The sequence below is a fragment of the Pseudomonas sp. GW822-FHT01E03 genome, assembly GCF_058802985.1.
In genome coordinates, this window is sequence record NZ_JBXAOQ010000007.1 from 178,749 (window position 1) to 191,257 (window position 12,509).

A 12,509-nucleotide genomic window follows, 5' to 3' on the forward strand; every position below is an offset into this window, starting at 1 on the left:
CTCGCTCCCACAGAATTTGTGTGTTTCTTGAGTATCAGTTCAACACAAAATCCACAGGCTCCAGTTGCGGTGGCAGTTCCGTCACACCCAGGGCCGCCAGCACATCGCGCTCGATATTGCGCACGATGGCATCGGTGGGCAGGTCGTTTTCGTCGCGGCCGAAGGGGTCTTCCAGTTCATCGGCAATCGCATCCAGGCCGAAAAAGGTGTAGCTGACAATCGCGGTGAAAATCGGTGTCAGCCAGCCCAGGGGTTCGGCCATGGCGAACGGCAGGAGGATGCAGAACAGGTAGATGGTGCGGTGCAGCAGCAGGGTGTAGGGGAAGGGTAACGGGGTGTTCTTGATCCGTTCACAGACGGCCTGGGCATGGGTCAGGCTGGTCAAATGGTTGGCCATGAGCGTGTAGCGCCAGTCGTTGATCGCCCCGGATTCGTTGAGTGACGAGCACTGTTGACCGACCTGCATCAGTATCTGCCCGCTGATGTCCGTGGTGTTGCCCTTGGGCATCGGGTGCAGCCAGTCGCCACTGGCGGCCATTTCGTTTTCCTGGCGCAGGCGCGCGTTGAGGGCATGGGCGAAGCCGCAGAGGTTGCTGAGGATCGTGTGGCGCTCAGCGGTGTCCTTGATCACCAGGGTTTCACGAATCATCGAGCGGATCTCCACGATCACATCGCCCCAGGCCTTGCGCGCTTCATACCAGCGGTCGTAGCAGGCGTTGTTGCGAAAGCTCATGAAGATCGACAACGACAAGCCCAGCAGCGTGAAGGGCGTGGCGCTGACCTTGGAAAAGTAGCTGGGATGCAAGGTTTCGATGAGCACGATGGCCGAGGCGAGCAGTGTCACCATCAGGCTGCGCCAGGCGATGCGTTTGGCAATCGAACCCTTGAGGGACGTCAGCACGCCGATCAGGTTGGGTTTGGGTCTCACGATCATGGGTTTCAGCCGCCCGTCATGTTCATGAAGCGAATGACCTGAACATCGTCGTTCACTTCGAAGTTGTGTCGATAAGGCTTGAGTTTCATCGCCTCGATAATGGCTTTTTCCAGGCGCTCGGGCTGTCCGGGGTGGCTGCGCAAGACCGCCTTGAGATCCACGGAGTGTTCATTGCCCAGGCACAGCAGCAGACGTCCCTCCACGGTCAGCCGCACCCGATTGCAGGTGCCGCAAAAGTTGTGGCTGTGGGGTGAGATGAACCCCAGGCGAATCTGCGGCGCCTCGGCCAGGCGCCAGTAGCGCGACGGCCCTTGGGTCGACTCGGCGGAATCAATCAAAGTGTAGCGTTCGGCAATGCGTTCGCGGACCTGGCTACTTGCGAAAAACGATTCGGCGCGGCTGTGCTCGTCGATGGTGCCCAACGGCATTTCCTCGATGAAGGAGATGTCGAGGTTACGGTCGATGGCGAAGCTCACCAGATCATTGATCTCATGGTCGTTGCGGCCTTTCATGACCACGCAATTGAGCTTGGTGTTGCGAAATCCCGCCTGGTTGGCAGCGTCGATGCCTTTGATCACCTGCGCCAGGTCACCGGTGCGGGTCAGTTCGCGAAAACGTTGCGGGTCCAGGCAATCGAGGCTGATGTTGAGACGCTTGACCCCGGCTTCGAACAACGGCCCGGCCAGTTTGGCCAGCTGCGAACCGTTGGTGGTCATGCACAGTTCACGCAGGCCGGGCAGGGCGGCGATCTTCTCGCACAACTGCACCACGCCCGGACGGATCAGCGGCTCGCCACCGGTCAGGCGGATCTTGCGGGTGCCCAGCGCCACGAAGCTTTGTGCAAGTTGATAAATCTCTTCCAGGGTCAGCACCCGTTGGCGGGGCAGAAACTGCATGTCCTCGGCCATGCAATACACGCAACGGAAATCGCAGCGGTCGGTGACCGACATCCGCAGATAGTCCACGCGCCGGGAGAATCCATCGATCAAGACTTGTTCTGACATGACACCCTCGCTTGGCACGCATTGAATGAATGTTCCGTGTAGGAGCGAGCTCTGCTCGCGATGGTCGTTAACGATTACGCGTGCTTGCTGGCTGAACGCGGTGCTCTGGAGTCCATCGCGAGCAGAGCTCGCTCCTACAAATATTGCGCCGATAACGGATTTATTGAGCGCAGGTGTAGGAGCGCTGAAAACGGATTTGTTGTGCGCAGGCTAAGAGCAACTTGTCGGCCCGTCCAATCACTATTAGTAACCGGTTGATCGAGTACATCTATGATGGATAAAGTTGCAACGTTAACGGCTGTTTAGATCTTATAAGCTATTGATAAACAACAATAAATATCGATGATAAATATCCTCGATCATGTGGTCGTAAATAGCGATTAGACAATAATTAATCCCTATTCATATGCTTTCTCCGTCAAACGATCAATGGCCTGAATCAGGTCACGGAGAAGTACCATGTCTCAAGTCGACCGCTACAAACCCTACAAAGGTGCCGCCGCTGGTTGGGGCGCGCTGATTGCTGTTACCAAAAACTGGCTGGGCAGTGAAAACGCGCTGAAGAATATTCGCGCCATGCTCAAGACCAACCAGAACGGCGGGTTCGATTGCCCCGGTTGTGCCTGGGGCGAGTCGCCGGAAAACGGCATGGTCAAGTTCTGCGAGAACGGCGCCAAGGCGGTTAACTGGGAAGCCACGGGCCGTTTGGTCGACCCGGCCTTCTTCAACAAATACAGTGTCTCGGCGCTGGCCGAGCAGAGCGATTACTGGCTGGAGTATCAGGGCCGCCTGACCCACCCGATGCGCTATGACGCGGCCACCGACCGTTACGTGGAAACCACCTGGGACGAAGCGTTCGCGCTGATCGCCCGGCACCTCAACGCGCTGGAATCGCCGGACCAGGCCGAGTTCTATACCTCGGGCCGAGCCAGTAACGAAGCCGCCTTTCTCTATCAGCTGTTCGTCCGGGCCTACGGTACCAACAACTTTCCGGACTGCTCCAACATGTGCCACGAAGCCAGCGCGGTGAGCATGATCGAAAGCCTCGGCGTGGGTAAAGGCACCGTGGTGTTCGACGACCTGGAACATGCCGATGCGATTTTCGTCATCGGTCAGAACCCCGGCACCAACCACCCGCGGATGCTTGAACCGTTGCGCGAAGCGGTCAAGCGCGGTGCCCAGGTGATCTGCATCAACCCACTCAAAGAGCGCGGGCTGGAGCGCTTCCAGCACCCACAGCACCCGATCGAAATGCTGCTGAACGGCTCCGAGCCGACCAACACAGCCTACTTCCGCCCGGCACTGGGTGGCGACATGGCGGTCATGCGCGGCATGGTCAAGTTCCTGCTGCAGTGGGAGCGCGAAGCTCAGGTCAGCGGCGGCGAACCGGTGTTCGACCATGAGTTCATCGCCGAACACACCTCGGGGATGGGCGCCTACCTGGGCGAAGTCGACGCAACCAGTTGGGAGCACATCGAGCAGCAGTCGGGCATGCCATTGGCGGACATCGAACTCGCCGCCCGCATGTACGCCCGGTCCAAGCGGGTGATCATGTGCTGGGCGATGGGCCTGACCCAGCACACGCACTCGGTGCCGACGCTGCAGGAAGTCATCAACCTGATGCTGCTGCGCGGCAACGTCGGCCGCCCCGGCGCAGGCCTGTCACCGGTTCGCGGTCACAGTAACGTGCAGGGCGACCGCACCATGGGCATCAACGAACTGGCACCCACCGATTTGCTCGATGCCCTGGAAAAACGCTTCTCCTTCAAGCCACCGCGCGAGCATGGCCACAACACCGTGATGGCGATTGGCGCGATGGAGCAGGGGCGTTCGAAAGTGTTTATCGCCCTGGGTGGCAATTTCGCCCAGGCCACCCCCGACACGCCACGTACCCACGCCGCGTTGCGTAAATGCGACCTCACCGTGCACATCGCCACCAAACTTAACCGCAGCCATCTGGTCACCGGCCGTGAAGCGCTGATCCTGCCGTGCCTGGGCCGCACCGACATCGATATCCAGGCCGAAGGGCCGCAAGGCGTGACCGTGGAAGACACCTTCAGCATGATCCACATCTCCCACGGTCAACTGAAACCGAAGTCGAAACACCTGCGCTCCGAGCCTGCGATCATTGCCGGCATCGCCGCCGCGACACTGGGCAAGCATCCGATCGACTGGAACTGGGCCATCGGCGACTACGGCCGCATCCGCAACATGATTGCCGACACCATTCCCGGCTTCGAAGATTTCAACCAGCGCTTGCTGCATCCGGGCGGTTTCCACATGCCCAACGACGCGGCCAGGCGCATCTGGAAAACCGCCAGTGGCAAGGCCCAGTTCACTCCGAGCGTGCTGCCGGAGCACCTGATCAGCGAGGGCGTGCGCAACCTGACGGTCAAGCCACACCTGATTCTGCAGACCATGCGCTCCCACGATCAGTACAACACCACGCTGTATGGCCTGGATGACCGTTATCGCGGGGTGTACGGCATGCGCGACGTGGTGTTCGCCAACGAGCAGGACATTCGCCGGCTGGGTTTTGAGCCTGGGCAGAAGGTCGACCTGGTGGCGCTGTGGGACGACGAGCGCGAGCGTCGGGTCAGCGGTTTCACCCTGATCGCCTACGACATTCCGGCCGGTCAGGCAGCGGCGTACTACCCCGAGACCAACCCGCTGGTGCCGCTGGAAAGTTACGGTGACCGCACCTTCACCCCGACTTCCAAGTTCATCGCCATCCGGCTGGAGCAGGCGAAGGCCAGCAACCTGATTTCGACTTCCGCCGCGTAGCACCGGGGGCGGCCCGGTGCCGCTCACCTAACCCTTTCGACTTGTGTTGGCTGCAGGCCTCCGGCCTGACGGTGGCCCGGCCGTGTGCCGCCGTTTTTCAGCCGCAATGAGGATATCGACATGTTTAACCTGGAGGCACTGGACCTGGCGCGCATTCAATTCGCGTTCACGGTTTCGTTCCACATCATCTTTCCCGCCATCACCATCGGGCTGGCCAGTTTCCTGGCGGTGCTCGAAGGGCTTTGGCTGAAGACCCACAACGACACCTACCGCGATCTCTACCATTTCTGGTCGAAGATCTTCGCCGTCAATTTCGGCATGGGCGTGGTCTCGGGGCTGGTCATGGCCTACGAGTTCGGCACCAACTGGAGCCGTTTCTCCGACTTCGCCGGCAGCATCACCGGGCCGTTGCTGACCTATGAAGTGCTCACGGCGTTCTTCCTTGAGGCCGGTTTTCTCGGGGTCATGCTGTTTGGCTGGAACCGGGTAGGGCGCGGCTTGCACTTCTTCTCGACGGTCATGGTCGCCATCGGCACCCTGATTTCGACCTTCTGGATTCTTGCGTCCAACAGCTGGATGCAAACGCCTCAGGGCTTCGAGATCGTCGACGGTCGGGTGATGCCGCTGGACTGGCTGGCCATCGTGTTCAACCCGTCGTTCCCGTACCGCCTGGCGCACATGGCGATTGCCGCTTTCGTGGCCACCGCGTTCTTTGTCGGCTCGTCGGCGGCGTGGCACCTGCTGCGCGGCAACGACACCAAACAAGTGCGCAAGATGCTGTCGATGGCGTTGTGGATGGCCTTGATCGTCTGCCCGATCCAGGCGGTGGTCGGTGACGCCCACGGCTTGAACACCCTGGAGCATCAACCGGCGAAGATCGCTGCCATCGAAGGGCACTGGGAAAACAACGGGAGCGAAGCCACGCCCCTGGTGCTGTTCGGCATCCCCGACATGCAGGCCGAGAAAACCAGGTACGCCATCGAGATTCCGTACCTGGGCAGCCTGATCCTGACCCACAGCCTCGACAAGCAGATCCCGGCGCTCAAGAGCTTCCCGAAAGAGGACCGACCCAATGCGACGGTGGTCTTCTGGAGTTTCCGCGTCATGGCCGGGCTGGGCATGTTGATGGTGCTGGCCGGCGTGCTCGGCCTGGCTCTGCGCCGCAGCGGCGCCATCTACCGCAATCGCTGGTTCCTGCGCCTGATGTTGTGGATGGGGCCAAGTGGCCTGATCGCCATGCTGGCCGGGTGGATCACCACCGAAGTCGGGCGCCAGCCGTGGGTGGTGTATGGCCTGCTGCGTACCGCCGATGCCGCGTCCAATCACAGCGTCGCGCAGTTGAGCATCTCGCTGGCGCTGTTCGTGGTGATCTATTTCTCGGTGTTCACGGTGGGCATCGGCTACATGATGAAACTGGTCGGCAAAGGACCGCAGCCCCATCACGGGCATCCGGTTGACGGGCACTCCGATCAGCTGGTCACACCGCGCCGGCCGCTGTCCGCCGACGCTGAAATTCTCGAAACCGACGCCCGCGTCAATTGAAGGAAGGGAGTTGAGTCATGGGTATTCAAGGTATCGATTTATCGCTGATCTGGGGCGTGATCATCGCCTTCGGCGTGATGATGTACGTGATCATGGACGGCTTCGACCTGGGGTTGGGCATTCTGTTTCCGCTGATCCCGGATGCGAAGGAGCGCGATGTGATGATGAACACCGTGGCACCGGTCTGGGATGGCAACGAGACCTGGCTGGTGCTGGGCGGCGCGGCGCTGTATGGCGCTTTCCCGCTGGCCTATTCGGTGATTCTGGAAGCGCTGTACCTGCCGCTGATCCTGATGTTGTGCGGCTTGATCTTTCGCGGTGTGGCGTTCGAGTTCCGTTTCAAGGCCAGCCCTGAAAAACGTCACATCTGGGACATGGCGTTCATCGGCGGTTCGCTGCTGGCGACCTTTTCCCAGGGCGTGGTGATCGGCACTTACATTGCCGGCATCCCGGTGGTCGATCGCCAGTTCGCCGGTGGTTCGCTGGACTGGCTGGCACCCTTTCCGCTGTTCTGTGGTGTCGGTCTGATCGTCGCTTATGCGCTGCTCGGCAGCACCTGGTTGCTGGTCAAGACCGAAGGCATGCTCGAATCGCGGATGCGCTTGTTCACCCGGCCCCTGGCCTGGCTGCTGTTGGCGGTGATCGGTGTGATCTGTGTGTGGACGCCCATCCTCCATCCGGAAATCGCCACGCGCTGGTTTGCCCATGCGCACCTGGCTGTGTTCGGAGGCCTGGCGCTGCTGGCTTTGCTGGCGATGTTCGGCCTGCTCAGGACCCTGCGCCAACGTCACACCCATTGGCCGTTCGCCTTCACCCTGATGCTGGTGTTCCTGGGTTACATCGGCCTGGCGTTCAGCATCTGGCCGAACATCGTGCCGCCGTCGATCAGCCTGTGGGCAGCGGCGTCACCGCCAACCAGCCAGTTGTTCATCCTGATCGGCGCGCTGTTCATTCTGCCGATCATCCTGATGTACACGGTCTGGAGCTACTACGTGTTCCGCGGCAAAGTGAGGATTGGCGATGGCTACCATTGATTCTTGTGAACGGGCACCTTGGTACAAGCGACTTGGGTGGCTGGTGGTGATCTGGCTGGGCAGTGTGGTTGCGTTGGGAGTGGTGGCGGGGGCATTGCGGATGTTGATGCATGCGGCCGGGATGAGTAGCCACTGATGGCCAGTCATTAAGGAGTTCCAGTTCACGTTGATGCGTATGCATGGATTGGATTGGGTGAATATCCATTCCTGCGGTAACGGCCACCTATGGTTCTGCTCTTACAGCGGGTCACTTGGAAAAGCCCCAAGTAACCAAGGGCTCTTGCCCCTGACGTTCGGTGCCTCGCTGTGGCTCGGCATGCCCTCGCTCCGGTCCTGCTCCGTGGGCCCGCCGCCATCGGCCATCCATGGCCGGCGGCGGCTAACCCGGCATCCATGCCGGGTTGCCCACTACGCAGAACCTCCACTCGGCCTCACGAGGGGGCGTGTACCGCAAAAGCGCCCGAGGCGGCCTATCGGCCGGCCTGATCGCAATTGAGCTCGTTTCCGTGTAGGAGCGAGCTTGCTCGCGAAAAACGTCTGAACAACGCGGGCATTCAGACAACCCGCGTTATCGTTGACGTCCATCGCGAGCAGGCTCGCTCCTACAGGTACGAGGTCGCTCTGGCTTTTGATCTCGATCTGCCCCATCGGCCTGCCTGCCCGATCGCAATTGAGCTCGTTTCCGTGTAGGAGCGAGCTTGCTCGCGAAAAACGTCTGAACAACGCGATCAAGCAGACAACCCGCGTTATCGTTGACGTCCATCGCGAGCAGGCTCGCTCCTACAGGTACGAGGTAGCTGGGGCTTTTGATTTTGATCTGCCCCGTCGGCCGGCCTGATCGCAATTGAGCTCGTTTCCGTGTAGGAGCGAGCTTGCTCGCGAAAAACGCCAGGACAACGCGGGCATTCAGACAACCCGCGTTATCGTTGACGTCCATCGCGAGCAGGCTCGCTCCTACAGGTACGAGGTAGCTCGGGCTGTTGATTTTGATCTGCCCCATCGGCCTGCCTGCCCGCAATTGAGCTCGTTTCCGTGTAGGAGCGAGCTTGCTCGCGAAAAACGCCAGGACAACGCGGGCTTTCAGACAACCCGCGTTATCGTTGACGTCCATCGCGAGCAGGCTCGCTCCTACAGGTACGAGGTAGCTCGGGCTTTTGATTTTGATCTGCCCCATCGGCCTGCCTGCCCGCAATTGAGCTCGATTCCGTGTAGGAGCGAGCTTGCTCGCGAAAAACGCCAGGACAACGCGGGCATTCAGACAACCCGCTTTATCGTTGACGTCCTTCGCGAGCAAGCATCGCTCCTGCAGGTGCCCCGTTGGATGGCCCGTCCGCGACACATTCAGAGTCTTGTCATTACTGCGCCCCAAACATCGCCGTCCAGTAAATCCCCGCATCGCTCTTCGGATCGGTCGCGTAAGCCGCGCCCAGTTCGCGGAACTGTGGGTTCATCAGGTTGGCGCAATGGCCGGGGCTGGCCAGCCAGCCTTCGACCACCTTGTGCGCGGTGTCTTGGCCGGCGGCGATGTTTTCGCCGATCTGCTGGAAGTCGTAGCCGGCCAGTTCCGCGCGGTCGCCCGGGGTGCGGCCATCGCGGTCTTTGTGATCGAAGTAGTTGTTGTTGGCCATGGAGCGGGAGTTGCCTTCGGCGGCGGTGGCCAGGGTGGCGTTCCAGGCCAGCGGTGGCGCGGCGGCGAAGGATTGCGCGCCGCATTGGCGTGGTCGGGTGCGTGCGGCGTTGAGTTCGGTGAGCAGCTTCTGGCCTTCGGCCTGCGCGTCGCCCAGGCGTGCGCTCAACAACGGCCGTGCGACCACGATGCGCCATTCACGGTCCTGGCGGCTGACGCCGACATCGACGAATTGCGGGTCGAGGACGATCTGGCAAAAGCTCTCCTGAATCGCCTTCATCGCCGAGGCGGCATCGCGAGGCCCGGACAGGCTGATGGCCTGCACATTCTTCATGGGATAACCGGCAGTGACCATGGCCTGCTGCAGATTACCGATGTTCGGGGCGGTCAGCACCAGGCGCGGGTCGGCCGACAGGGGTGGCAGTTCCGATGAAGCCTGGCCTGCGCAGCGCTGCGGTTGGCTACGGTAGACGTTGATCGATTCGATCAATTGCGCTTCGTCGGCCGCCACGGCGTTGGCGGCGAATACCAGGCCCAGTGATACACCGGCCAAACGCATTGCGGATGAAATGAAACCCATGAAAATCCCCCTTGAGCAGATTGCGCCCATGATGCGCGAAGTTGGCCCATCTAAGACAACGGATTTATCCAGAGTGTAGTGGGGTGGGCGAAATCATTTCACTACTAGACTCAATTGAACCACTCACCAAGTGACACCGACCATGCGCTTCGACTGGATCGCCACCTGCCTCGCCCTGACGTTGCTTGCCGGCCCGGTATCCGCTGCGGATCAAGCGCAAAAACAGGAATCGGCCGAGAACAAGGCCGAGGTGTTGGAACAGAAAGCCGCCGAGAGCAACAACCCGGCACCAGCGCCCAAGGCAGAAGCCATTACCCCGTCAGAAGTCCAGGCCGTCGACCCGGCCGGCGCCGCGCCGCTGGACGATGCGATCACCTGCCTGGCCCGGTCCATTTACTGGGAAGCCAAGGGCAAGGACGCCGCCGACATGGAGGCGGTGGCCAACGTGGTCATGAATCGCCTGGGCCACGAGGGCTTTCCGGACACGGTGTGCAAAGTGGTCAAGCAGGGTTCGGAAACCAAGAGTTGCCAGTTTTCCTGGTGGTGCGACGGTAAGTCCGACTCGGTCCAGGAAGAAGTGCCTTACGCGATGGCCAAGGAAATCGCGCGCAAGGCCCTGAACAAGGAGCTGCCGGATCGCACCCAGGGTGCCCTGTATTTCCATGATCGTACCGTCAAGCCGGATTGGGCCAGGCAATACATCAGGACCGTGGATATCGGTTTGTTCCGGTTTTACAAACCCCATGGCGGATCGGCCAGATAACCGCGGTGTTTTCGGCCGGATATTTTATTTTTTCGAGGTGGCGCGAGGCGTTATCCAAACTGAAATGTGTCTGTTTTATAAGCTTCATAACGCAACCGTGCGCGAATGAAGCCATAAGCAGGGACTACACATGAAGTTGACGAGGGTCCGGATCAGTCATCTCGCGTCGATCGCGGCGCAGTCGCCGGCGCGCTTCCCATGACCGTCCTGGTCACCGGTGCGGCCGGTTTCATCGGCTTTCATACGGTCCAGCGCCTGTGCCGCGAGGGTCAGGAGGTCGTTGGTATCGATAACCTCAACGACTATTACGACGTGGAACTCAAGCACGCACGTCTCAAGGTGCTGGAGACTCTGCCGGGTTTTCGCTTCCGGAAAATGGACATCGTCGATAAACCTGCCCTGATGAGCCTGTTTCAACAACACGCTTTTACCGAGGTGGTGCACCTGGCGGCCCAGGCCGGGGTGCGTTACTCGCTGGACAACCCGGATGTCTACGGGCAATCGAACATGGTGGGTTTCCTCAATGTGCTCGAAGCCTGTCGGCACCATCGCCCCGAGCACCTGATCTACGCCTCGAGCAGTTCGGTGTACGGCGCCAACAGCAAGATGCCATTCAGTGTCGAGGACCCTGTCGATCATCCCGTTTCGCTGTACGCCGCCAGCAAGCGCGCCAATGAACTGCTGGCTGAAAGTTACTGCCATTTGTATGGCCTGAAAGCCAGTGGCCTGCGCTTCTTTACCGTCTACGGCCCGTGGGGTCGTCCGGATATGGCGCTGTTCAAGTTTACCGACGCCATCCTCAAAGGCCTGCCCATCGACATCTACAACCAGGGGCAGATGTACCGCGACTTCACCTTTGTCGACGACATTGTCGAAGGGATCGCCCGACTGCGGCCAAGGCCTCCGGTGCCGGAAGGCTCTGTCGCCGGGGTCAACCGGCTCTTCAACATCGGTCGCGGCATGCCGGTGGCGTTGCTGGATTTCGTCGAGTGCCTGGAATCAGCCCTGGACCTGCAGGCCCGGCGCAACTACTTGCCAATGCAGGCCGGTGACGTGGTCAAGACCTGGGCCGATGTCTCGACGCTGGCCGATTGGGTGGGTTTCAGCCCGCAGGTGACGCTGGAAACCGGCGTCGGTGAATTCGTGAAGTGGTATCGGCAGTTCTATCAGATTTGAAGCGTTCGCCTCTGATCTCGAACAATCAAAAAAGGCGAGAGAGACCCCATGAGCCAAGACATTTTTGTATCCGTAGTGATTCCCGCCAAGAACGAAGCGAACAACCTCAAGCCATTGCTTGAAGAAGTCCGCGTGGCGCTGGCCGATGAGGCTTACGAAATCATCGTGGTCGACGATGGCAGCACCGATTCGACCCTGCAGGAACTGCGGCAGATCCGCCATGACGGCTTGAACACCTTGCGCATCCTGCATCACGAGCGGTCGCTGGGGCAGAGCACCTCGCTGTACCACGCGGCCCGTGAGGCACGCGGGCAGTGGCTGGCGACCCTCGATGGCGACGGCCAGAACGACCCGGCGGACATTCCCGGCATGCTGGCGCTGGTGCGCGGCGAACCGGGCAAGGTCGATGTACAACTGGTGGCCGGGCACCGGGTCAATCGCCGTGACACCGCGAGCAAGCGCTACGCCTCGCGGTTCGCCAACAACCTGCGCCGGCGCCTGCTCAAGGACGCGACCCCGGACACCGGTTGTGGCCTGAAGCTGATCGAGCGCGCGGCGTTCTTGCGTCTGCCGTACTTCGACCACATGCATCGCTATATTCCGGCGCTGATCCAGCGTCATAACGGGCGCATGATCGTGCACCCGGTCAACCACCGTCCGCGCACGGCCGGGGTATCGAAATACGGCAACCTCGACCGTGCGCTGGTCGGCATTCTTGACCTGATCGGCGTCTGGTGGCTGATCAAACGCACACGCCTGAACACCCAGGCCCAGGAGCTCGAAGGATGATTCTGACCCGTGAAACCCTGTGGTTGCTGGTCGGCTTTGCCGGGCAGGCTGCCTTTACCGGGCGGTTTGTCTTGCAGTGGTTGTACAGCGAGTACAAGAAACGCAGCGTGATCCCGACCAACTTCTGGTACCTGAGCATCGTCGGCAGCACCTTGTTGCTCGCCTATGCCATTTACCGCCAGGACCCGGTGTTCATCGTCGGGCAGGCGTTTGGCTCCCTGGTCTATTTTCGCAACCTGCAATTGATTGCCAAAAGCAGAAGCGCAAAGGAATAAG

General features: G+C 60.5%; 12 protein-coding genes. 8 read left to right on the forward strand and 4 right to left on the reverse strand.

All coding sequences use genetic code 11. The annotated features are described in order from the left end of the window. Positions 1-34: 34 nt before the first annotated feature. Both AC1RP7_RS16075 and moaA read right to left on the reverse strand, forming a co-directional pair. On the reverse strand, positions 35-934 hold the full coding sequence (locus AC1RP7_RS16075) for a bestrophin family protein (protein WP_090456124.1): 900 nt from the start codon (positions 932-934) through the stop codon (positions 35-37). Between the two features lie 5 nt (positions 935-939). Continuing rightward, positions 940-1,938 carry a GTP 3',8-cyclase MoaA gene (moaA, locus tag AC1RP7_RS16080; RefSeq protein WP_154908571.1) on the reverse strand — a complete coding sequence of 333 codons (999 nt, stop codon included), beginning with the start codon at positions 1,936-1,938 and terminating at the stop codon, positions 940-942. A 459-nt stretch (positions 1,939-2,397) separates the two neighbouring features. Here moaA and AC1RP7_RS16085 point away from each other — a divergent pair, with 459 nt between their 5' ends. From AC1RP7_RS16085 to AC1RP7_RS16100, 4 genes are all read left to right on the forward strand, one after another. After that, on the forward strand, positions 2,398-4,722 hold the full coding sequence (locus tag AC1RP7_RS16085) for an FdhF/YdeP family oxidoreductase (RefSeq protein WP_493182659.1): 2,325 nt from the start codon (positions 2,398-2,400) through the stop codon (positions 4,720-4,722). Between the two features lie 120 nt (positions 4,723-4,842). Continuing rightward, entirely contained in the window at positions 4,843-6,264 is a 1,422-nt protein-coding gene (locus AC1RP7_RS16090) for a cytochrome ubiquinol oxidase subunit I (protein WP_150814423.1), read from the forward strand. 17 nt (positions 6,265-6,281) lie between these two features. Next, positions 6,282-7,298 (forward strand): cytochrome d ubiquinol oxidase subunit II, encoded by a 1,017-nt coding sequence (gene cydB, locus AC1RP7_RS16095; RefSeq protein WP_489847747.1) that lies wholly within the window; start codon positions 6,282-6,284, stop codon positions 7,296-7,298. Then, on the forward strand, positions 7,285-7,434 hold the full coding sequence (locus AC1RP7_RS16100) for a DUF2474 domain-containing protein (protein ID WP_150814425.1): 150 nt from the start codon (positions 7,285-7,287) through the stop codon (positions 7,432-7,434). The genes cydB and AC1RP7_RS16100 overlap by 14 nt, the downstream gene beginning before the upstream one ends. A 432-nt stretch (positions 7,435-7,866) precedes the next feature. Here the strand turns inward: AC1RP7_RS16100 and AC1RP7_RS16105 are convergent, their stop codons facing one another. Both AC1RP7_RS16105 and AC1RP7_RS16110 read right to left on the reverse strand, forming a co-directional pair. Next, positions 7,867-8,592: a hypothetical protein gene (locus AC1RP7_RS16105; RefSeq protein ID WP_493182660.1), complete on the reverse strand. Its 726-nt coding sequence runs from the start codon at positions 8,590-8,592 to the stop codon at positions 7,867-7,869. Positions 8,593-8,653: 61 nt separating this feature from the next. Then, on the reverse strand, positions 8,654-9,505 hold the full coding sequence (locus tag AC1RP7_RS16110) for a CAP domain-containing protein (protein ID WP_493182662.1): 852 nt from the start codon (positions 9,503-9,505) through the stop codon (positions 8,654-8,656). A gap of 142 nt (positions 9,506-9,647) precedes the next feature. Here AC1RP7_RS16110 and AC1RP7_RS16115 point away from each other — a divergent pair, with 142 nt between their 5' ends. From AC1RP7_RS16115 to AC1RP7_RS16130, 4 genes are all read left to right on the forward strand, one after another. Further along, positions 9,648-10,268, forward strand: a complete 621-nt coding sequence (locus AC1RP7_RS16115; RefSeq protein WP_493182664.1) for a cell wall hydrolase — start codon at positions 9,648-9,650, stop codon at positions 10,266-10,268. A gap of 198 nt (positions 10,269-10,466) precedes the next feature. Further along, entirely contained in the window at positions 10,467-11,444 is a 978-nt protein-coding gene (locus AC1RP7_RS16120) for an NAD-dependent epimerase (RefSeq protein ID WP_493182666.1), read from the forward strand. A gap of 48 nt (positions 11,445-11,492) precedes the next feature. After that, positions 11,493-12,233: a glycosyltransferase family 2 protein gene (locus AC1RP7_RS16125; RefSeq protein WP_090456107.1), complete on the forward strand. Its 741-nt coding sequence runs from the start codon at positions 11,493-11,495 to the stop codon at positions 12,231-12,233. After that, positions 12,230-12,508 (forward strand): lipid-A-disaccharide synthase N-terminal domain-containing protein, encoded by a 279-nt coding sequence (locus tag AC1RP7_RS16130; RefSeq protein WP_095945709.1) that lies wholly within the window; start codon positions 12,230-12,232, stop codon positions 12,506-12,508. The genes AC1RP7_RS16125 and AC1RP7_RS16130 overlap by 4 nt, the downstream gene beginning before the upstream one ends. Position 12,509: the final 1 nt, after the last annotated feature.

Coding starts and splice junctions, on each gene's coding strand:
- AC1RP7_RS16075 (WP_090456124.1), bottom strand. CDS start 934: ATGATCGTGAGACCCAAACCCAACCTGATCGGCGTGCTGACGTCCCTC.
- moaA (WP_154908571.1), bottom strand. CDS start 1,938: ATGTCAGAACAAGTCTTGATCGATGGATTCTCCCGGCGCGTGGACTAT.
- AC1RP7_RS16085 (WP_493182659.1), top strand. CDS start 2,398: ATGTCTCAAGTCGACCGCTACAAACCCTACAAAGGTGCCGCCGCTGGT.
- AC1RP7_RS16090 (WP_150814423.1), top strand. CDS start 4,843: ATGTTTAACCTGGAGGCACTGGACCTGGCGCGCATTCAATTCGCGTTC.
- cydB (WP_489847747.1), top strand. CDS start 6,282: ATGGGTATTCAAGGTATCGATTTATCGCTGATCTGGGGCGTGATCATC.
- AC1RP7_RS16100 (WP_150814425.1), top strand. CDS start 7,285: ATGGCTACCATTGATTCTTGTGAACGGGCACCTTGGTACAAGCGACTT.
- AC1RP7_RS16110 (WP_493182662.1), bottom strand. CDS start 9,505: ATGGGTTTCATTTCATCCGCAATGCGTTTGGCCGGTGTATCACTGGGC.
- AC1RP7_RS16115 (WP_493182664.1), top strand. CDS start 9,648: ATGCGCTTCGACTGGATCGCCACCTGCCTCGCCCTGACGTTGCTTGCC.
- AC1RP7_RS16120 (WP_493182666.1), top strand. CDS start 10,467: ATGACCGTCCTGGTCACCGGTGCGGCCGGTTTCATCGGCTTTCATACG.
- AC1RP7_RS16125 (WP_090456107.1), top strand. CDS start 11,493: ATGAGCCAAGACATTTTTGTATCCGTAGTGATTCCCGCCAAGAACGAA.
- AC1RP7_RS16130 (WP_095945709.1), top strand. CDS start 12,230: ATGATTCTGACCCGTGAAACCCTGTGGTTGCTGGTCGGCTTTGCCGGG.